Origin of the sequence: Parabacteroides sp. Y3-G-102 (genome assembly GCF_023656845.1) — a bacterium.
In the GTDB taxonomy this organism is placed as follows: domain Bacteria; phylum Bacteroidota; class Bacteroidia; order Bacteroidales; family Tannerellaceae; genus Parabacteroides; species Parabacteroides distasonis.
In genome coordinates, this window is sequence record NZ_JAMOKU010000056.1 from 1 (window position 1) to 20,872 (window position 20,872).

At 44.0% G+C, this 20,872-nt stretch carries 14 protein-coding genes and 1 riboswitch; of the genes, 10 read left to right on the forward strand and 4 right to left on the reverse strand.

The features are described 5' to 3' along the window. Positions 1-342: 342 nt before the first annotated feature. Positions 343-1,917 (reverse strand): RagB/SusD family nutrient uptake outer membrane protein, encoded by a 1,575-nt coding sequence (locus NBH16_RS20325; protein ID WP_005866428.1) that lies wholly within the window; start codon positions 1,915-1,917, stop codon positions 343-345. Between the two features lie 27 nt (positions 1,918-1,944). Then, positions 1,945-5,091: a SusC/RagA family TonB-linked outer membrane protein gene (locus NBH16_RS20330; RefSeq protein ID WP_122380305.1), complete on the reverse strand. Its 3,147-nt coding sequence runs from the start codon at positions 5,089-5,091 to the stop codon at positions 1,945-1,947. A gap of 358 nt (positions 5,092-5,449) precedes the next feature. Here NBH16_RS20330 and NBH16_RS20335 point away from each other — a divergent pair, with 358 nt between their 5' ends. The 3 genes from NBH16_RS20335 (at position 5,450) to NBH16_RS20345 (ending at position 12,479) form a co-directional block, all read left to right on the forward strand. Further along, positions 5,450-7,804: a GH92 family glycosyl hydrolase gene (locus NBH16_RS20335; RefSeq protein ID WP_008779639.1), complete on the forward strand. Its 2,355-nt coding sequence runs from the start codon at positions 5,450-5,452 to the stop codon at positions 7,802-7,804. 9 nt (positions 7,805-7,813) lie between these two features. After that, positions 7,814-10,084, forward strand: a complete 2,271-nt coding sequence (locus NBH16_RS20340; RefSeq protein WP_008779640.1) for a GH92 family glycosyl hydrolase — start codon at positions 7,814-7,816, stop codon at positions 10,082-10,084. 118 nt (positions 10,085-10,202) lie between these two features. Then, the gene (locus tag NBH16_RS20345; protein ID WP_122380304.1) at positions 10,203-12,479 is read left to right on the forward strand and encodes a GH92 family glycosyl hydrolase; all 2,277 of its coding nucleotides are present in this window, start codon (positions 10,203-10,205) and stop codon (positions 12,477-12,479) included. 38 nt (positions 12,480-12,517) lie between these two features. On the opposite strand, the gene NBH16_RS20350 is transcribed toward NBH16_RS20345, so the two are convergent. Then, a complete protein-coding gene (locus NBH16_RS20350; protein ID WP_005866438.1) occupies positions 12,518-15,058 on the reverse strand; it encodes a hybrid sensor histidine kinase/response regulator in 2,541 nt (846 codons plus the stop codon). Positions 15,059-15,203: 145 nt separating this feature from the next. Here NBH16_RS20350 and NBH16_RS20355 point away from each other — a divergent pair, with 145 nt between their 5' ends. From NBH16_RS20355 to NBH16_RS20385, 7 genes are all read left to right on the forward strand, one after another. Next, complete coding sequence (locus NBH16_RS20355; protein WP_008772507.1) at positions 15,204-15,851, forward strand: cytidylate kinase-like family protein; 648 nt, start codon at positions 15,204-15,206, stop codon at positions 15,849-15,851. A 58-nt stretch (positions 15,852-15,909) separates the two neighbouring features. Continuing rightward, the gene (locus NBH16_RS20360; RefSeq protein WP_250789004.1) at positions 15,910-16,752 is read left to right on the forward strand and encodes a hypothetical protein; all 843 of its coding nucleotides are present in this window, start codon (positions 15,910-15,912) and stop codon (positions 16,750-16,752) included. Then, positions 16,719-17,072, forward strand: coding sequence for a glycoside hydrolase family 3 C-terminal domain-containing protein (locus NBH16_RS20365; RefSeq protein WP_229038788.1), 354 nt, complete (start codon positions 16,719-16,721; stop codon positions 17,070-17,072). Before NBH16_RS20360 ends, NBH16_RS20365 begins: the two co-directional genes overlap by 34 nt. An 85-nt stretch (positions 17,073-17,157) precedes the next feature. Then, positions 17,158-17,562, forward strand: a complete 405-nt coding sequence (locus NBH16_RS20370; protein WP_005857959.1) for a hypothetical protein — start codon at positions 17,158-17,160, stop codon at positions 17,560-17,562. Beyond that, on the forward strand, positions 17,559-18,860 hold the full coding sequence (locus tag NBH16_RS20375) for a DUF3440 domain-containing protein (RefSeq protein ID WP_122382814.1): 1,302 nt from the start codon (positions 17,559-17,561) through the stop codon (positions 18,858-18,860). Before NBH16_RS20370 ends, NBH16_RS20375 begins: the two co-directional genes overlap by 4 nt. Continuing rightward, positions 18,844-19,368 carry an IbrB-like domain-containing protein gene (locus NBH16_RS20380; protein WP_005857955.1) on the forward strand — a complete coding sequence of 175 codons (525 nt, stop codon included), beginning with the start codon at positions 18,844-18,846 and terminating at the stop codon, positions 19,366-19,368. Before NBH16_RS20375 ends, NBH16_RS20380 begins: the two co-directional genes overlap by 17 nt. A gap of 90 nt (positions 19,369-19,458) precedes the next feature. Continuing rightward, a riboswitch (TPP riboswitch) is annotated at positions 19,459-19,555 on the forward strand. A 62-nt stretch (positions 19,556-19,617) separates the two neighbouring features. After that, entirely contained in the window at positions 19,618-20,388 is a 771-nt protein-coding gene (locus NBH16_RS20385) for a sulfide-dependent adenosine diphosphate thiazole synthase (protein ID WP_250789005.1), read from the forward strand. Between the two features lie 56 nt (positions 20,389-20,444). Here the strand turns inward: NBH16_RS20385 and NBH16_RS20390 are convergent, their stop codons facing one another. Then, entirely contained in the window at positions 20,445-20,864 is a 420-nt protein-coding gene (locus NBH16_RS20390; protein ID WP_005866452.1) for a hypothetical protein, read from the reverse strand. Between the last annotated feature and the right edge of the window lie 8 nt (positions 20,865-20,872).

Genomic DNA, 20,872 nt, shown 5'->3' on the forward strand with positions numbered 1-20,872 from the left:
CTCCTTCAGCATACGGAGCTTGAACTCCATGCTGTAATTTTTACGTTCTCTTAACTTGTTTGACATGTTACACACGTTCTTTTAATTGTTAATTACGTGTGAAGTAAATCTGTATCATGTCATTCTTCACCTTCCAACCGTCCTTCTAACTTAGCAGAATCCAGTATGTCATTTCTTGCTCTTTTGTTTTCATAGTTGAAAGTGAATAATAAGACAACCAAACCAAAATTCTGTATATTATACATTGTTTCATGCAACTTGCTGACTAATCAAGCTACCAAAAAGAGAGGGAAGGATGATCGCTCATTCCCTCCCTCTCTAGCCATCAGTTATTGAAATTTATTATTGAACGGCATAACCCTCATTTTGAGTCAAACTCGGGTTACGTTGCATCTCGTTCAAAGAGATCGGCCATAACAAGTCGGAAGACTTGAAGGTCGCGCCGGAAGCGTTCTTTGCGCCAACTAAGTCAACGTATGTAACCTTACCCTTCTCTGTAGAAGAGATTACAGGGAACTTACCTGTACGCAAACAGTCATCCCAAATCTTGAATTCCAACGGGAACTCACGCAAACGCTCTGTCCAGCATTCCTCGATAAAGGCCTGCTTACCTAATTTCTGAAGATCGGCAGTAATTGCGGCTACCGTCTTACCTTCCATGTTTGCACGAGCCTTAACTTGTGCCAAATAGCCGGCAGCCTCAGCTGTTACACCTTGAGACTGAGCGATAGATTCAGCAGCGTCAAGCAAAGCCTCTGCGTAACGGAAGATATCACGGTCTTTCGTAGAACGTCCTGTGTTCAACAAAGCGTCCTCATCATACCAGAACCAGCAACCACAAGCATTCTCAGGAGCCGTCCAAGTCTTGCCATTATCCGGATTTGTATAATTCCAATGGAAGAATTGATTTGGCTGGATACGTAAGTCGTTTGCCGCATACACGTTCAAGAATTGATTCGTTGGCCCGTATGTACGCTCAAAGATAGAATACGTACCAAATATAGCTGTAGCCGCTGAGTTGAACGCATAAGTAGGCCACCAACCACCGTTACTGATCGTTGCGTTGTACTCATAAGAATAGATAGACTCAGCCAAACCGTCTGTCGTACGGATCTTATTATAGGCAGAACCCAATGCTAAATCATCGTTGGTTGCCAAAGCATGCGGAGAATCGATCACCGTCTTTACCGCAGAAGCAGCGTCGGCATACTTACCTTGTTGCATATAAACGGAAGTCAAAACCATAGCGGCAGCATACTTCGTGATACGGTTACTATTGTTGTAGAAAGTAGCAGCCGGCAAAGCATTAACGGCATCCTTCAAGTCGGATTCGACCTGAGCATATACTTGCTCTACAGAAGCACGCTCCAAATACATGTTCTCCATAGATTCGTACGGCTCTACTGTCAATGGAACACCACCAAAGATCTTCACCAAGTTGAAGTAGTTCCAAGCTCTAAAGAACTTTGCCTCACCGATCAAACGATTTGCCAAAGACTGATCCATTGAGATCTCGGGGATATACTTGATAGCGCCATTAGCTACGTTGATAGCCTTGTAGCAATCATCCCATATACCGTCAATAGTTACGGAAACAGTCATCGTATTCTGCTGACGAGTCAACTCGCGAGAATATTTACAAGTCAGCTCCTGACCTTCATAACTGTTTGTAAAGTAACCGGTCAATTGTCCTGTGATAGAGGCAAACGGACCTACGTAAGCACTACCCGCACCTGTGAGCTTACTTGAAGCTCCCGTACGATACAAATAGTTCACGTTAGCCTGAGCTTGAGCCTCTGTCTGGTAATAATCCGGGGCTGTCAACGATGACTTCGGTTTCTCTTCCAAGAAATCATTACATGCGCTGAACCCGGTTAAACAAGCGCATGCAATCGCTACTGTCAATATTTTTTTCATTTCTAAAAATTCTACTGATTAAATGAATTAAAATGTTACATTAACACCGAACGTGAAAGTTCTCGCTCTTGGATAAGAGAAGAATACCATGTTCTGACCGAACTTATTACTATCACCCTGCGATGTACCCTCAGGATCGTAACCTGTGAAATCGCTAGCAGTAATCAAGAATAAGTTATTCGCACTTGCGTACAAACGCAAAGCAGACAAACCGATCTTGCTAATCACGTTTGAGTCAAAAGTATAACCCAATTGCAACATGTTACAACGCAAGTAAGAACCATTGGCGATCCATTGAGAATCTACTGTCGTATCCTGACCTGCATGGCCTGAGTTACACAAGTAAACAGCCTGTTGCATCGTGTTCGGGTTCGATCCGTTATATGCGTCATATAAAATATTGCTCAAACCATTCGTGATACCGAAACGGTCGTAAGTAGAGTGGTAGAACTGTTGCATGGTCTCAACACCCCATACGAACTGCAAGTCCATCGTCAAATCGAAGTTTTTGTAAGAGAAGTTGTTGATCCAGCTTCCAGTCCAGTCCGGCATACCTTTGCCGATGATCTCTTTCTTATCCGTACGTTTCGCACGACCGATCTGGTTCTTCTCGCACAAGCCGTTATTGAAATCTTCCTCCGTATAAACACCCAAACGTCTGTAGCCATAGAAAGAACTCATGTTCTCACCTACACGCAAGATACTTTCAGAACCACCTACCCAGCTGTTCATCTCGATATCCTCATTATTGTCGCCCAACTGAAGGATCTTGTTCTTGTTGAAGTTTAAGTTAATCGTAGAACTCCAATTGAAGTCTTGTGTCTGAACTGGGCGTGCGCTGATCATTAAGTCCATACCTTGGTTTCTTACAGAACCGATATTCTTATACACTGTCGTGAAACCTGTAGTGTGAGGAATCGGGCAATCCAACAATAAGTCGGTTGTCTTCTTGTTATAGTAAGCTACATCGAAAGACAAGCGGTTCTGCCAGAATCCAATCTCGAAACCAACATCAAACTGACCAGTCTTCTCCCATTTCAAATCCGGGTTCGCCATAGAGCTGATGTAAGAATACGGAGCGCGAATATCGTTGATCAAAAGCGTACCAGAAGAAACACGAGCCAATGACCGATAAGTGTCAATCTCGGAGTTACCAGTCAAACCGTAGCTAGTGTGCAACTTCAAATTGCTGATCGTGCTTTGATCTTGCATGAAATCCTCTTGAGAGATATTCCAAGCCAAACCTGCAGATGGGAAGAACGCATACTTGTTGTTTTCACCAAACTTAGAGGAACCATCGACACGACCTGTTACGGTTGCGGAGTAACGATCTTTATATGTATAAGCGAAACGCAAGAAATAAGAGTTCATCGCCCACCGATCGTAAGAAGACTCAGGAGATGCCGGAGTTGTACCTGCGGACATATTATTGTCCTCAAAGAAATCATCCGAGAAACCTTCTGTTCGTGCCTTATTCCACTTTTGCACACGCTCTTGCCAAGACAAACCAGCCATAGCGTTGATACGATGATCACCGAATACCTTATTGTAAGTCAAGTAAGTCTCCTCCTGCCAATAAAGTGTATTCCAATTTTGGTACTCAGCCCAACCATTCGGCATGGAGATGTTGTTCAAATCGATAGAAGAATAACCTCTATACGTTTTATTATGATGGTCAAGACCTAGTTGAGTCTTCAAATCCAAACCTTCAGCCAAGTGGAATGTCAAAGCGGCGTTACCAAACACCTGCGTGTTGTAGCGCATACGTTTTTGCATATCCAAGATCATGACTGGGTTAGACATACCCTCAAAGCCTAATACATCACCAATGGAAGAAGAGGTAGAAGTGGTATATTTACCATTCTTATCGCGAATCGGCATCCAAGGAACCATCTCGATCATGGTACGACGAGCCTCTTGGCCACCACCATCCTCAGGCGTATAACGCCCCCATGTATGGTTAACCAATACATTGACTGCCGTAGACAACCACTTCGTAGGATTTGCGTCGTATGCCAACTTCGCATTAATACGCTTATTATACGTATTGTTTACAATACCCTGTTGATCCGTATAGTTCAAGAAAGCACCCATTGAAGAGCTCTTACCCGCTTGTTGGATATTCAACTGATGGTTGTGAGAAACCGCGGTACGAGTAGCCTCATCTTGCCAATTCGTATCATACAGAGGATTACCGTTTGCATCAAAGAAATCTGAATCATTAAACCAATCAGCACGGTTCAAAGACCAATTTTTACCTTGCCACTTATTCTCGTTTTCCAGACCAATCATGAATGCGTCACACCACTCTTGGGCGTTCATCGTATCCATCTTACGAGCGATATGGCTTGTGCTGACAGATCCTTGATAGCTAACCTGTACACCTTCACCATCTTTCTTACCACGCTTCGTAGTTACCATGATAACACCATTGGCACCACGAGCACCGTAGATAGCGGCAGCGGAAGCATCTTTCAAGACCTCCATAGACTCGATATCATTCGGGTTCACCAAGTCGAAGTTCTCCATAACAACACCGTCTACCACATATAGAGGGTTTGAAGAAGCGTTGATAGTAGCCATACCACGGATAACGACACGGTTAGAATAAGCACCCGGCTGGCTGGAGTTTGAGAAGATGTTTACACCAGATACCTTACCGCGCAAGTTGTCTAGCGCACTAAAGTTTTGATTCTTTGTCAAGTCGTCTCCTTTAGCCACACCGATAGAACCGGTCACGTCTGACTTACGCATCGTACCATAACCTACAACTACAACCTCGTCCAAAGTTTGAGTGTCCTCTTTTAAAGTTACTTTTATTGAAGATTGATTTTCCACCGGGATCTCTTGGGACAAATAACCGATATAGGATACCACCAAGATGTCATTTGCGGACACGCCTTCCAACGAGTAATTACCGTCGAAGTCCGTGATCGTACCATTTGTAGTGCCTTTCACCACCACGTTAGCGCCAATAACAGGCTCACCAGCACCATCAACAACCATACCTGTCACTTTCTTACCCTGCTGTACGACCATCACTTCATCAACCGTACCTGCGGAAGCGGGAACGGCCATAGCGGCGTCTACAGAGAAGGCAGAAAGCAGCAAACAGAACGCTGAGGCTTTAGCTATCCCTTGAAGGGATAATAGCTTAGATTCATTCTTTGTCATTTTGCTCTTGTTTTAAATTAAGTTTAGATTGATTACATTTATATGTAATATTATATTGTAGAATAGACATAGTTCGTACGGAACTCGCATGTGATATTTAATCTTTTTCGGGAATGATAAAAGTGCGATGAATAGGGCATGATCTAGCTCATTGGATTTCTTTTTTCTAATTCTTTTTGTTAGATTTGCACCTAGATTCGTATAATGCCAGAAATTCATAAGAAAGAAAGGGATATTTCTAAATAAATGACACGAGAATCACTTTCTATTCATGTTAATTAAATGGATATTTGTAGTCCAACTATGAATATAAAACACAAAAACGGATAAATTATATTATTAATTAAATAGCTATATCATGAAGAAAAAAAGCGTTTGGGCTTTAGCTTTAGCGGCGATGTTGATGTGGGTGGGAAAACCTGCGGTAGCGGCTGTGAATGAGGCTTTTGATCCAGTAGAGTATGTAAACCCGCTAATGGGTACGCAATCTTCTTTTGAGTTGTCTACAGGAAATACCTATCCGGCGATCGCTCGTCCGTGGGGTATGAATTTCTGGACTCCTCAGACAGGAAAGATGGGAGATGGATGGCAGTATGTATATACGGCTAACAAGATCCGTGGCTTTAAACAGACCCATCAGCCAAGCCCGTGGATCAATGATTACGGACAATTTGCAATCATGCCGGTGGTTGGTAAACCGGAATTCGACCAAGATAAACGTGCGAGCTGGTTCTCGCATAAAGGAGAGATCGCCAAGGCTTATTACTATAAGGTATATCTGGCGGAGCATGACGTGGTAACGGAATTAACGCCGACAGATCGTGCCGCTATGTTCCGTTTCACTTTCCCGGAAAACGAGCATTCTTATATCGTGGTGGATGCCTTGGATAAGGGGTCTTATATCAAGGTGATTCCGGAGGAGAATAAGATCATCGGTTATTCAACGAAGAATAGCGGTGGGGTTCCCGATAATTTCAAGAATTATTTTGTGATCGAGTTTGATAAGCCTTTCACATACGAGGCTACATTTGCCGACGCTTCTTTGAAAGAGGGTGCGAAGGAGCAAACGAGTGACCATGTAGGAGCCGTAATCGGTTTCAAGACGAAGAAGGGTGAAATCGTTCATGCGAAGGTGGCTTCCTCTTTTATTAGCTTCGATCAGGCCGCTATCAACATGAAGGAATTAGGTAACGATAACTTTGATACCTTGGTTCAGAAAGGTAAGGATGTTTGGAATGAGCATTTGAGCAAGATCGAGGTTGAGGGTGGAGATTTGGATCAATATCGTACGTTCTATTCTTGTTTCTATCGTTCATTGTTGTTCCCTCGTAAGTTCTATGAGATCAACGCTCAGGGCGAGGTGGTACACTACAGTCCGTATAATGGTGAGGTATTACCGGGTTATATGTTTACCGATACCGGATTCTGGGATACGTTCCGTAGTTTGTTCCCATTCTTGAACTTGATGTTCCCGTCGGTAAACAAGGAGATGCAAGAGGGCTTGATCAATACATATAAGGAAAGCGGCTTCTTCCCGGAATGGGCAAGTCCGGGTCACCGTGGTTGCATGGTCGGTAATAACTCGGCGTCTATCTTGGTAGACGCTTATATGAAGGGTGTGAAGGTTGACGATTTGGAGACTTTATATAAAGGTTTGATTCATGGTACGGAAAACGTTCACCCGAAGGTCTCTTCTACAGGACGTCTGGGTCATGAATATTATAATAAGTTAGGATATGTTCCTTACGACGTGAAGATCAACGAGAACGCCGCCCGTACATTGGAATATGCTTACAATGACTGGTGTATCTGGCAGATCGCTAAACAACTAGGCCGTCCGAAAAAGGAATTGGAATTATATGCCCGTCGTGCGTTGAACTATAAGAACCTGTACGACAAGGAAACCAAGTTGATGCGTGGCAAGAATGAGAATGGCGAGTTTATGGCTCCGTTCTCTCCGCTGAAATGGGGTGACGCTTTCACGGAAGGTAATAGCTGGCATTATTCATGGTCTGTATTCCACGATCCTCAGGGATTGATCGACTTGATGGGCGGTAAGGATTCATTTGTGATGATGCTTGACTCCGTATTTGCTGTACCGCCTTTGTTCGATGATAGCTACTACGGTGGTGTGATCCACGAGATCCGTGAGATGACCGTGATGAATATGGGTAACTACGCTCATGGTAACCAGCCGATCCAGCATATGATTTATTTATATAACTATGCGGGTCAACCTTGGAAGGCTCAATATTGGTTACGTCAAGTAATGAATAAGATGTATACTCCGGGTCCGGATGGTTATTGCGGTGATGAGGATAATGGCCAGACTTCCGCTTGGTATGTATTCTCAGCGTTAGGATTCTATCCGGTAGCTCCGGGTACGACCCAATATGTGTTGGGCGCTCCGCTGTTCAAGAAGGCTACGATCCATTTTGAGAATGGAAACAACTTGGTGATCAATGCCCCGAACAACAGCGATAAGAATATCTATATCGAATCCATGACGTTCAACGGCAAGAACTACACTAAGAATTATCTGGATCATAACGATTTGTTTAAGGGTGGCGTGATCGACTTCAAGATGGGTGACAAGCCGAATATGAATCGTGGTATTAATCCGGAGGATATGCCTTACTCATTCTCCGTAAACGAGGAAGGGATCAATAAACTTTCCCCTATTTCTGTAAAACCTAGTAAAAAGAAGAAATAAGCAATTAAGATGAATTTCATTCATAAACCATTAATGTCAGGCATAGCGATATGCCTGACATTTTTCGCATACTCCTGTGCTACACCGGAGAAAACGGAAAACAAGACAGACTTTACCGCATATGTAGATCCTTATATCGGATCGGGAGAGCACGGACACGTATTTGTCGGGGCGAACGTTCCGTTTGGAGCTGTTCAAGTAGGTCCTCAGAATATTTTTAAGGGATGGGACTGGTGTTCCGGTTATCATTACTCCGATAGTATCATTATCGGATTTAGTCATACGCATTTGAGCGGAACCGGATGTTCTGATCTGGGGGATATCCTTCTGATGCCTTATACGGGCGAGGTACGTACCGCCCGTGGCGAGCAAGATAATATAGAGGGAGCCGCTTCTTCCTATTATAAACATGCCAACGAAGCCGTAGCTCCGGGATATTACTCTTTGCTGATGGATAATGGCGTAAAAGCGGAGTTGACGGCAACCGAGCGTGTAGCTTTACATCGTTATACGTATCCGTCGGGAAGCGAGCATCGCCTCTTGATCAACTTGAAGGAAGGTATCGGTGATAAAGCGTATGACACTTATTTGAAGAAGATTGATGAGTACACGATCGAGGGGTACCGTTTTTCCAAAGGTTGGAGCCCACGTCACAAAGTATTCTTTACGTTGAAATGTGATCAGCCGATCGAGTCTTTGGCTGTATTCAACGATGATGAGGCCGCGGGTAATGATGAGTTGACAGGCGAGTCCGTAAAGGGAGTGATTACCTTTAAGGGAGATGCCCCGACCGCCTTGGTAAAGGTCGCTATCTCTTCCGTAAGTTGTGAGAATGCCTTGGCTAACTTACGTACGGAGCTTTCTCATTGGGATTTCGACGAGGTTCGTAACGAGGCTATCGATAAATGGAATGACCAATTGTCTTGTATCTCCATCGATACGAAAGATGAGCGTGCCAAGAAGGTTTTCTATACCGCCATGTACCATGCGTTTATCGCTCCGACGTTGTATTGCGACGCGAATGGCGATTTCCGTGGCCATGATGATAAGGTGTATACGAACAATACTTGGAAGAACTATTCCACTTTCTCTCTATGGGATACGTATCGTACCTTGCATCCGTTGTTCACGATTATCAAGCCTCAATATGTGTCGGATTTGGTGAACTCTATGTTAAGCATTTACGACCAGCAAGAGAAATTACCGATCTGGCCGTTGATTGGTGGTGAGACGGATCAAATGCCGGGATATAGCGCTGTGCCTATTATCGCGGATGCCTATCTGAAAGGTTTTACCGGCTTTGACGCTGACCGTGCGTATCGTTATATGGTTGCTTCCTCTGTCTATGAGAAGCAAAACGGGGTGCCGTACGTGTTGGAAAAAGGCTATATCCCTTGTGATAAGGTACGTGAGGCTACTTCTATCGCGATGGAATACGCAGCCGATGATTGGGGTATCGCCTTGATGGCGAAGAAAATGGGCAAGACGGAGGATTACCAGAATTACTTGAAACGTGGTAAATATTATACGCAGTATTTCGATAAGGATATCAACTTTATCCGTCCGAAAATGAATGATGGCAGCTGGCGTACGCCGTACGATCCGATCCAGTCCATACATAGCGTAGGCGATTTCTGTGAGGGAAATGGCTGGCATTATACATTCTTCGTGCCCCAGCATCCGGAAGGCTTGATCGAGTTGATGGGTGGCGACGCTCCGTTTATCTCGAAACTGGATTCTTTGTTCTTGGTGGAAGGTGAGTTAGGAGAGAACGCCTCTCCGGATATCAGTGGCTTGATCGGCATGTACGCCCATGGAAATGAGCCGAGCCATCATGTTACTTACTTGTATCCTTACGCCGGCGAGCAATGGAAGACAGCCGAGAAAGTTCGTTACATTCAAGATGTGTTTTATACCGACCAGCCGGAGGGCATCATCGGAAACGAGGATTGTGGCCAGATGTCCGCTTGGCATATCATGTCTGCCTTGGGATTTTACCAAGTGAATCCTTCCAATGGCGTGTTCGTGTTCGGTAGCCCGTTATTCGATAAGGCTTCCGTTCATTTGCCGGAGGGTAAGACTTTCGAGGTCGTAGCCCAGAACAACAGCAAGGAGAATGTATATATCCAATCCGTGTTGTTAAATGGTAAACCTTATAATAATTCTTATATCCTGTATGATGATATCGTGAAGGGAGGGAATCTTACCTTTGTGATGGGCAATACGCCGAATAAGGAGTTCGGAGCTGCCCCGGAAAATCGTCCGAAGACGGCTGAGTAAATAGCTCCCTTACTAGTGAGCGGTTTGCTCTGTTACCCCTAAGACAACGTCTCACGGATTGCCGGGAAAGTACCCGGCAGAGAAGCAAAGAATAATTAACGAATTAATAATCGACAAAATGAAGACAAAGCTTAAAACTTCGATGGCCCTTTTGGCTTCCGCTTTCCTGTGGGTGTCATGTGCCGGTGGGGGAGGGACTTCTCCTTCGGCGATGGACCCGGTGGATTACGTGAATCCTTATATGGGAAACATCAGCCATTTATTGGTGCCTACTTTCCCGACCGTGCATTTGCCGAACAGTATGCTACGTGTATATCCGGAGCGTGCGGACTTCACGGGCGACCGTCTGGGCGGTTTGCCTATTATCGTGACAAACCATCGTGAGCGTTCTGCGTTCAATTTATGCCCTTATCAAGGTGACGAATCCGGCTTGCGACCCGTGATCGCTTATAGCTATGACCGGGAGAAGATCTTGCCATACCGTTATCAGGTATATCTGGATAATGAGGAAATCGACGTGGACTTCGCCCCGTCCCATCAAAGTGCCGTATATTCGCTCACTTTCGAGAAAGAGGGATCGGCTTATCTGGTATTTAACAGCCGTAACGGACAGCTACAAGTAAATGGTAACGCCGTAAGCGGTTATCAATATATAGATAAGAAAACGAAAGTCTTTTTATATGCCGAGACGAACCAGAAGCCTGTGAAAGCGGGTGTATTGTCGAACGGCAGTGTCAACTATAACGAGACCTCCGTGGAAGGTACCAATGCCGCTATCGCCCTTTCCTTCGGGGAGGACGTGAAGAAACTTGGCGTTCGCTACGGTATCTCTTTTATCAGCGAGGAACAGGCGAAGAAGAATCTGGAGCGTGAGATCGCCGCTTACGACGTGGATGTGGTAGCGAAGATCGCCCGCAACGATTGGAACGACGCTTTAGGTAAAATACAAGTACAAGGCGGTACCAAGGATGAGAAGACCGTATTCTATACCTCTTTATATCGTTGCTACGAACGCCCGATTTGTTTGAGCGAGGACGGACATTATTACAGCGCTTTCGACGGAAAGATCCATGAGGATGGCGGACGGCCTTTCTATACGGACGACTGGATTTGGGATACCTACCGTGCTACGCATCCCCTGCGTGTCTTGATCGATAATGAGCGTGAGAACGATATCATCAACTCTTATCTCCTGATGGCGGAGCAGATGGGTACCGACTGGATGCCTACCTTCCCGGAGGTGACGGGAGATACACGCCGTATGAACTCAAACCATGCCGTCGCTACCGTGATCGACGCTTACCGCAAGGGCTTGCGTGGGTTTGAGCTGGAAAAGGCTTATATCGCTTGTAAGAAAGGTATCGAGGAAAAGACCTTGATCCCGTGGTCTGCCGCTCCCGCCGGTTGGTTGGACGATTTCTACAAGGAACATGGCTATATTCCCGCGTTGAGACCGGGAGAGAAAGAGACGGTGCCTAACGTATCCATTTGGGAAAAACGTCAGCCGATCGCCGTGACTTTAGGAACTTCGTATGATGAATGGTGCTTGTCCCAGATCGCTCAAGAATTGGGAAAGAAAGACGAGGCGGATTATTATTTGCGTCGCTCTTACAATTACCGGAACGTATTTAATCCGGAGACAGGTTTCTTCCATCCGAAAGATAAGGATGGCAAGTTTATCTATCCATTGGATTACCGTTATGATGGCGGTCTGGGTGCCCGTGATTATTACGATGAGAATAACGGATATATTTATCGTTGGGACGTACAGCATAATATCGGTGACTTGATCTCTTTGATCGGAGGCAATGAGGCGTTTACCTCTGCTTTGGATTCCATGTTCAATACGCCGCTGGGTATGTCTAAATGGCAATTCTATTCCACGCTTCCGGATCATACGGGTAACGTAGGTATGTTCTCTATGGCGAATGAGCCGAGCTTGCATATCCCGTACTTGTATAATTATGCGGGTAAGCCTTGGATGACGCAGAAACGTATCCGTACCTTATTGAATCAATGGTTCCGCAATGATTTGATGGGCGTACCGGGTGATGAGGACGGTGGTGGTATGTCCGCTTTCGTTGTCTTCAGTCAGATGGGATTCTATCCGGTGACTCCGGGTTCTCCTACCTATAATATCGGTAGCCCGATGTTTACCGACGTGAAAGTGGATATGGGTAACGGCAATACGTTCGAGATCCGTGCGAATAACGCGTCCGATGAGAATAAATACGTACAATCCGCTAAGTTGAACGGCGTAACCTTGAACCAGCCTTGGTTCAATCATAGCGATATCGCCGCCGGTGGTTTGTTAGAGTTAGAGATGGGGCCGAAAGCGAATAAGGAATGGGGATTGGGAACGCCTCCTCCTTCTGCCGCTCCGATGCCTAAGTAAATAAAAAAGCGTGTTGCGATTGTCGCAACACGCTTTTTTTATGCCAATACCTTAGCGATTAATTTCTTTAGTTCTTTTATATCAATGGGCTTCACTACATAATCCGTGAATTCACATTGTTTGGCGATCTCCTTTTCCCTTTCGAAAGCGAATGCCGTGAGTGCTATGATCGGAATGGTCTTGGATAAGGTGCGGATTCTGCGAGTTGCTTCGAATCCGTCCATAACCGGCATTTTTATGTCCATTAGGATTAGGTCCGGATGATATGTCTCGAACATATCGATAGCCTCTTGCCCGTTTAGCGCATGATAAAGTTGGTATTGCTTGCCAAACAAGGTTTCCAAAAGGAAATAATTCTCATAAACGTCCTCGGCGATTAAGATGGAATGATGCCTATCTGAACGGGGCGTTTCTTCGGATTGGACGAGGATGTCCGGTGAAAGCTCAATATCAGTCCGTTTTGTGTCCAAAGGCAGAGTGAACCAAAAAGTGGAACCCACCCCTTCTTCAGAGTCTACGCCGATTTTACCTCCTAATGCCTCGATAATGGTTCGGCTGATGGTTAATCCCAATCCCGTACCTTGCTGGAAAGTATCTACCTTGATGAATCGCTCGAATATACGTCTTTGGTTTTCCGCGGAGATACCGATACCTGTATCTTTCACGCAGACTCGGATAAAATCCCCTTCTATCTCATAATAAATCGTGATACTTCCTTTTGTGGTAAATTTGATAGCGTTATTCACGAAATTGGATATCACTTGCATAACCCTCCGCTCATCGGTTTTAACGATTACGGATGGGGAGTCGAGATCAAAGATCAGATCCACGTCTGAAGGCATCTTTATAGAGTCTGCCAATGCGATTTCGCCACATATATCCTTGATGTCCACTTCCTCGAAATGATAATCCATGGTTCCCGCCTCGATTTTAGAGAAATCAAGGATATCGTCGATCAGTTGCAGTAGCAAATCATTGTTTTTATGGATGATATCTAAATAAGATTGACGCTCTACCTCATCATCAATCTCGGCGATTATATTTGAGAACCCGACGATAGCGTTCAGCGGCGTGCGTATCTCATGACTCATATTCGCCAAGAACGCGGACTTCAATTTATCAGCTTCCTTTACCTTGATTAGCTCGATCTCCTTTTCCCGTTGCTGGGTTATGTTGGAGGTGTAGCTTACGATCCTGTTAGGCGTTCCGTCATCGTTGAATTTATAGGAGCGTACATTGGAGTTGAACCAGAATGTTTTGCCATTGAGGATACGCCTGTAAGCCGCTACGAAGTTATTGATCTTCCCTTGCAGGAGAGGTTTGAACTGTTTATTATATACCCGGTCAAAATCATCCGGATGGATTGAGGATTTATAGTCTTCTTGATTCTTGAAGTTGTAATCATGAATCGCTTTTAGCCCCTCATTATTATTAATGTCTTCATTGAGGCCAAAATCTACGGTCAATTTATCATTCTCTACATCGTATTCCCAAAGAATGGAATCCCCGGTATCTACCGATACTTTTAGCCGGGCTAGGCTATTTTCGATTTGTTCCCGCTTGATATGATTCTCGGTATCGTCGAATACAATATAAATATAGCCGAATATATTATCAAGAGAGTCTTTTAATGTGACTCCTTTTACCAACAGATGCTTTGTTTTAGAATCATGATGACTATCGTAATAGCCGTTTTGAGAAGCAACCTTGAAATCATAATTAAGTGGAAAGAATATATCTTTTCCGTTTTTGAGGCTTTGGTTTACATATTTCGGGATATTAGGATTCTCGAACATATTCAGTCCCACGGCCTGCTCACGGGTAACACCAAAAATATCGAGATCCGCTTGGTTGATATCTACCAACACTCCATTCTCATCATAAAGTTCGGCGCCCCAAGGCATCTTGTCGAAAATGATCTTGAACTTCGTCTCGCTTTTCATGACTTGCATAGCCGTATGCTCTACTAGTCCTTGAACTTCCCCTCTTTCAATGGCTATGGAAAGGATATCAGCCAACATATGTAAATTCTCTATATCTAAGGCACTCCAGTTCCGTTTCTTTTTTACAGAATCAAAGCCGATAAATCCGGATGGTTTGCCTTGCTTGAAAATAGGGATGACTAATAAGGATGAAACCTCTTGCAAAATCAGAAGATGCTGCTCACTCTTCGCCTCTTCCGGCATTTTAGAGACATCATGAATAACGATATCCATGCCCTTTTTGATACTGTCGTACCACCAAGGAATCTCGTCTTGCGGGAGTTGACGCAGTAAATCCTCTCGCATAGAGATAATGCCATCACAAGTAACTTCATTCGTAAAGTCAACAGTATGAGTTTGTTCGTCAAATGTTCCGATATACACCCGATCCACATCGAAAAATTGTAAGATGCGGAATAGCGCTTGGTCAATAACCGAGTTTTCTTTGGCTCCAAGAAGAAGTGACAATACATCCGACATCGTTTTTCGCAAATCAATCATATTGGCCAAAATCAAGTCGGTCTTTTCATCTTCTACATCGGTCTTCTTGTCTATAGCCTCATTAAGAAATGTTGTATTGGAATGAATGTTATTCATGATAAATTGAGTGTACTAAATTTATTCGAAAACAAATGTAAGTATAAACTTTGATTATTTTTTGTTTTAGTGTTTATTATATTATTATCGTGGCTTTAAAAATAATTTTGTACGTTTGTAAATAGTTGAATTAAACTTGAAATCTATGGATAATAAAATCATATTGACGATAGGCCGCCAGTTCGGAAGCGGTGGCCGCGAGATCGGACAACGTTTGGCGAAGGAGTTGGGTATCGGTTACTATGATAAGGAACTGATTACCGTGGCGGCCCGTGAGAGTGGATTATGCGAGGATGTTTTCGAGAAGGCGGACGAACGTGCCTCCAGTGGTTTATCGTACGCTTTTACGATGGGGTACTCTTCTTTTATGGGAGGGATGTTTACGCCTTATAATGATATTTTGTCTAATGACGGTCTTTTTAAGATACAGAGTGACGCTATCCGTAAATTGGCGGAGACTGAGTCGTGTGTTTTGGTAGGGCGTTGCGCTGATTATATCCTCCGGGATGATCCGGCTTGTTTGAGCTTCTTTATCCATAGTTCAGTGGAGAGCCGAGTCCAAAAGACCGTGGAAAGGCATGGTGTGACAGTGGAAGAGGCGAAGAACATGATGGAGAAGACTGATAAATCCCGTGCGGCTTACTATAATTATTATACGAATAAGACATGGGGAATGGCCTCTTCTTATAATTTCTCGATCGATGTATCCGTATTAGGGATCGACGAGACCGTGGAATTTATGAAAAGCTTTATCGAGCGCAGATTGAATAAGCGTCCGTCTCATTTCGGATAAATCGTATTCTTGAGAAACCATTATTGAATAGAGATTAACCTATTAAAACTAAGAAAGTATGCGAAAACCTTTTATTACTGTTCGGCTGACCCATGGTATGTTGGGCGCCTTGTTAGTTTCCACCTGTGCTTGTTCGGGCACGAAGTGGACGGAGGTAGAGAAAGATTCTATCCGTATCGTTACCCAGCAAGAAGGAGCTGTATTAGGATATTCGGCCAATTCGGGGGTGAGACTTCTTGCCGTTGACGGATATGCCTTCAAAGATCTGAATCGGAACGGGTTGCTTGATCCGTATGAGGATTGGCGTCTTACCCCCGAGGAACGTGCCGTTGATTTGGCCGGGCAGTTATCTACAGAGGAGATCGCCGGATTGATGCTTTATAGCGCCCATCAATCTATCCCCGGTGCCTCGAAAGGGTTTGGAGCTTCTACCTACAATGGCAAATCTTTTGATGAGAGTGGAGCCCAGTCATCCGATCTTTCCGATGCGCAGCGTAAATTCCTCACCGAGGATAATGTTCGTCATGTATTGGTTACGAGAGTACAAAGCCCAGAAGTGGCGGCTCGCTGGAATAATAAATGTGCAAGCTTTAGTGGAGGGCATCGGTCACGGTATCTTACGGTCGTTGATAATCCCGATGAGGCGGATTTCGCCATCGTCTTTATGACGAGCCCGAACAGTGGTACGGGGTATGATAAATCCGATCGTGAGAAAGGTGCAAACGGTTATATGCCTATCAGTTTACAGTATAATGATTATACCGCTACCTATGCCCGTAACCCAAGTTTGGCGGGGGAGATCCGTTTGAGAATTTCACGAACCGTTCTTATAAAGGTAAGTCCGGTGAAGCAGCTAATAAGCAGGATATGCTTTCTGTTTTGGAGACAAAGGCTAAAATGAAAGGTAAGCCTGTAATCGTATCTTTGGAGATGGATAAGCCCACGATTATGTCCGAGTTCGAGGGTTCGGCGGATGCCATTCTGGTGAACTTCGGTGTACAAAACCAAGCGGTCTTGGATATCATCAGTGGAAAAGCCGAGCCTTCCGCTTTGTTGCCTTTGCAGATGCCGGCAGATATGCGTATCGTGGAGGAGCAATTCGAAGATGTTCCCCGGGATATGAAATGCTATACGGATAGCGAGGGCCATCTGTATGATTTCGCTTTTTGTATGAATTGGAAAGGCGTTATCGATTATGAGCGAGTGACTAAATATAAATAGAGTAAATTACATTTTTGTGTTTTTGTGGCTACGGTATCTATATATAATGCCTAAATTTGCATGGTAATATTATTAAGTGCAGACCATGAAAATTATGACATTGCAGGGAACGGACAAATTGTTATATGAACTTGTCGCACCTTTGGTCATGAATCCAGCCATTTTGCGACAAAATAACAATTACCCTTTTAAAACATCTCGTAGCCACGTTTGGTATATAGCCTTTCATGAAACAGCTGTTGTTGGTTTTATGCCTGTAAAAAAAGGACATCTCTATTACTCTATAGACAATTATTTCGTGAGTGGTGATGATCCTTCGGTATTGAGTGAACTTCTTGAAGAAGTCATAAAGGATTTTTCATCTCAAGCTTCACTTATGGCTGTTGTGCATAAACGTCATGTAAAAGTGTTCTCACAAAAAAAGTTCCAGACATGTGTTGAGTGGAAAAATTATGATAAAATGCATTATTTACCGGAGGTAGAGTCATGATGCGAAGAATGGATGTGTACGAGGCGACAGAGAAAAGATTGAAGATCATTTTTGATTATTTCGATTACGTATACGTCTCTTTTTCCGGTGGAAAGGATAGTGGTGTACTGTTGAATTTGTGTGTAGATTATATTCGTAGATACGCTCCGGGACGAAAATTAGGTGTATTTCATATGGATTATGAGGTTCAATACAGCCAGACGACCGAATATGTGGAAAAGGTTTATGCCGCTAATTCCGATATCCTTGATATTTATCATTGTTGTGTTCCTTTTAAAGTCCAGACATGTACATCTATGTTTCAACAATATTGGAGACCTTGGAGCGAGGAGTACCGGGATATCTGGGTTCGAGAGATGCCCCATTCATGTCTCCGGGCGAAAGACTTTGACTTTTTCAAGGAGGACATGTGGGATTATGATTTTCAGAATATGTTCCCTTTTTGGTTGTATCAACGGAAAATGGGCCGGCGTATATGTTGCCTTGTTGGTATCCGTACCCAAGAGAGTTTTAATAGGTGGCGGGCCATACATAGTGATAAGAATTACAGAAAACTAGCTAATTATAAATGGACTCGCAGAATGAATTATTCTATATATAACGCATATCCTATTTATGATTGGAAAACTCAGGATATCTGGATAGCGAACGGAAAGTTCGGTTGGACATATAATCATTTGTATGATTTGTATTATCAAGCAGGGGTGCCTTTGTCCCGGCAACGTGTGGCGAGCCCATTCATATCCCAAGCGATATCCACACTGTTCATTTACAAAGTTGTCGATCCCGACATGTGGGGGAGGATGGTTGGACGTGTAAACGGTGTTGGCTTTGCCGGTATATATGGGAATACCTCCGCTATGGGATGGAGGGCTATCAAGTGCCCAGCCGGGTTCTCTTGGGAGAAATATATGTATTTTCTCCTAAATACTTTACCCAAAGAAACTCGTGAGAACTATTTGAATAAGTTAAGAGTCAGCCGTAAATTCTGGAGAGAAAAAGGAGGATGCCTCAGTGAGGAGACTATCGCTAAGTTACGGGCGGCTAATATTCCTATCATTGTGGAAGAATGTACCGCTTACCATACGGATAAGAAACCGGTACGGATGGAGTATATCGATGATATCAATATACCTGAGTTTAAAGAAATCCCTACTTACAAACGTATGTGTGTTTGTATTTTGAAAAACGATCATACATGTAAGTATATGGGTTTTTCCCAGACAAAACGAGAAAGGGATATGAGAAAAGAAGTAATGGACAAATATAATTTTTATAAGCATGGGAAACTTTGTTAGTCCGGCATATGGTGTTAGGGCTGTCCCTATAGAAAAAATTGTAGCCAACAGCTATAACCCTAATATCATGGCACCACCGGAAATGCGATTATTGGAACTTTCCATTTGGGAGGATGGCTATACGATGCCTTGCGTCTGTTATTATCTTGAAGAGGATGATTTATATGAGATAGTAGATGGTTATCATCGTTATCTGGTTATGAAGCAATCTCAAAGGATTTATGATCGTGAGAAAGGAATGTTGCCTGTAACGGTGATTGAGAAAGATATTTCAAACCGAATGGCTTCAACCATTCGCCATAACAGGGCTCGAGGGATGCACAACTTGGAACTTATGACGGAGATTGTTACGGAGTTGGTCAAATCTGGGATGTCTGATAAGTGGATCATGCGTAATATTGGAATGGATAAAAATGAGTTACTTCGGTTCAAGCAGATTTCGGGATTAGCTGAATTATTCCGGGATAAAGAATTCGGTTGGTCTGATGACTGGTCGGAAGAAGATTAAGCTTCTTACATTTTGTTTGGCTGAGCGTTTTTTGCCTTTTATGGCTCTGTTGAGTACATATATACTAATTTTTTGTACATTTGCCCCCGACTTATCACATAGGGGTGCCCGAGTCATACGGGCTGAGATTATACCCATCGAACCTGATCCGGGTAATGCCGGCGAAGGGAAAATAAGGTAGAACTAGGAAATAAAGGGGGCGTTACCTCTATGTGCTCCCTGATGTTTAAACTTTAATTAGTTATTAAGATGGAACAGATTGTTTCAAGTGGAATCATTGACTCTTACTTCGAGAAGTTGAAGAGCAACTTGTCTGTGGATGTAGCGATCGTGGGAGGGGGACCTTCCGGTATCGTGGCCGCTTATTTCTTGGCGAAAGCCGGTAAGAAGGTGGCGTTGTTTGATCGTAAGCTAGCTCCCGGTGGAGGTATGTGGGGCGGCGCTATGATGTTCAACGATATCGTGGTGCAGGAAGAGGCTATCCCGATTATCAAGGAATTGGGCGTAAGCTATAAGGAAGGTGCTAACGGCACGTATATCATGGATTCGGTACATACCACTTCCGCTTTGATTTATCAGGCGACGAAGGCGGGCGCTACGATCTTTAACTGCTATTCGGTAGAGGACGTGGTGTTTCATAACGATGCCGTAGCCGGTGTGGTAGTGAACTGGGCTCCGGTAATCCGTGAGGGGATGCACGTGGATCCGTTGACGATCATGGCAAAGGCTGTCTTGGAAGGTACGGGGCATGATTGCGAGATTGCCCGTGTGGTAGCCCGTAAGAATGATATCCAATTGAATACACCGACCGGAGGCGTGATCGGCGAGCGTTCCTTGAATGTGGAGCTGGGTGAGCAGACGACGGTGGAGAACACGAAGGAGATCTACCCGGGATTATTCGTTTCCGGTATGGCCGCTAACGGCGTAAGCGGTAGCTTCCGGATGGGACCGATTTTTGGCGGTATGCTGATGAGCGGCAAGAAGGCTGCTGAGTTGATCTGCGAAAAACTTGGGAATTGAAAATTGAGAATTGAGAATTGAAAATTATTGATAGCTGTATCTTTAATTTTCAATTCTCAATTCCCAACGGTTTTTCCTTGTCTCAAGAATAAGAATCCCGTTATGATCAACGCCGTGGATAATCCCGTATAGAATACGGAAATGAAAGAATTCGGCAGTAAATGGAACGTGCGGATCGTGATCCCGAAAGCGATCATGAAGATCATGATAATCCAACCTTTCACGTCGAAGAAAGAGAACGGGCAATGTTTCCCGTTTTTCCGGGAGATCCGTTCGGAATGTTTATAGAAAAGCCGTTTAAAGACCAAATTGAAGAAAAGTAAGAAAACGATGGTCGCTTCCCCGATCTTGAATAACCAATAATGGGTATCGTTTAACCATGTGATGATACCGATGCGTAAGATATTGATACCGGCGAAAATCCATACGCAACCGGCGGTATATAATAATACCTTTTTATTTACTCCAAACTTCATCTATCTTT

Bases quoted from the DNA above. Each gene is read 5' to 3' on its own strand.
- NBH16_RS20335 (WP_008779639.1), top strand. From the start codon at position 5,450: ATGAAGAAAAAAAGCGTTTGGGCTTTAGCTTTAGCGGCGATGTTGATG.
- NBH16_RS20330 (WP_122380305.1), bottom strand. From the start codon at position 5,091: ATGACAAAGAATGAATCTAAGCTATTATCCCTTCAAGGGATAGCTAAA.
- NBH16_RS20350 (WP_005866438.1), bottom strand. From the start codon at position 15,058: ATGAATAACATTCATTCCAATACAACATTTCTTAATGAGGCTATAGAC.
- NBH16_RS20390 (WP_005866452.1), bottom strand. From the start codon at position 20,864: ATGAAGTTTGGAGTAAATAAAAAGGTATTATTATATACCGCCGGTTGC.
- NBH16_RS20360 (WP_250789004.1), top strand. From the start codon at position 15,910: ATGCGAAAACCTTTTATTACTGTTCGGCTGACCCATGGTATGTTGGGC.
- NBH16_RS20365 (WP_229038788.1), top strand. From the start codon at position 16,719: ATGCTTTCTGTTTTGGAGACAAAGGCTAAAATGAAAGGTAAGCCTGTA.
- NBH16_RS20380 (WP_005857955.1), top strand. From the start codon at position 18,844: ATGGGAAACTTTGTTAGTCCGGCATATGGTGTTAGGGCTGTCCCTATA.
- NBH16_RS20325 (WP_005866428.1), bottom strand. From the start codon at position 1,917: ATGAAAAAAATATTGACAGTAGCGATTGCATGCGCTTGTTTAACCGGG.
- NBH16_RS20385 (WP_250789005.1), top strand. From the start codon at position 19,618: ATGGAACAGATTGTTTCAAGTGGAATCATTGACTCTTACTTCGAGAAG.
- NBH16_RS20370 (WP_005857959.1), top strand. From the start codon at position 17,158: ATGAAAATTATGACATTGCAGGGAACGGACAAATTGTTATATGAACTT.
- NBH16_RS20355 (WP_008772507.1), top strand. From the start codon at position 15,204: ATGGATAATAAAATCATATTGACGATAGGCCGCCAGTTCGGAAGCGGT.
- NBH16_RS20375 (WP_122382814.1), top strand. From the start codon at position 17,559: ATGATGCGAAGAATGGATGTGTACGAGGCGACAGAGAAAAGATTGAAG.
- NBH16_RS20340 (WP_008779640.1), top strand. From the start codon at position 7,814: ATGAATTTCATTCATAAACCATTAATGTCAGGCATAGCGATATGCCTG.
- NBH16_RS20345 (WP_122380304.1), top strand. From the start codon at position 10,203: ATGAAGACAAAGCTTAAAACTTCGATGGCCCTTTTGGCTTCCGCTTTC.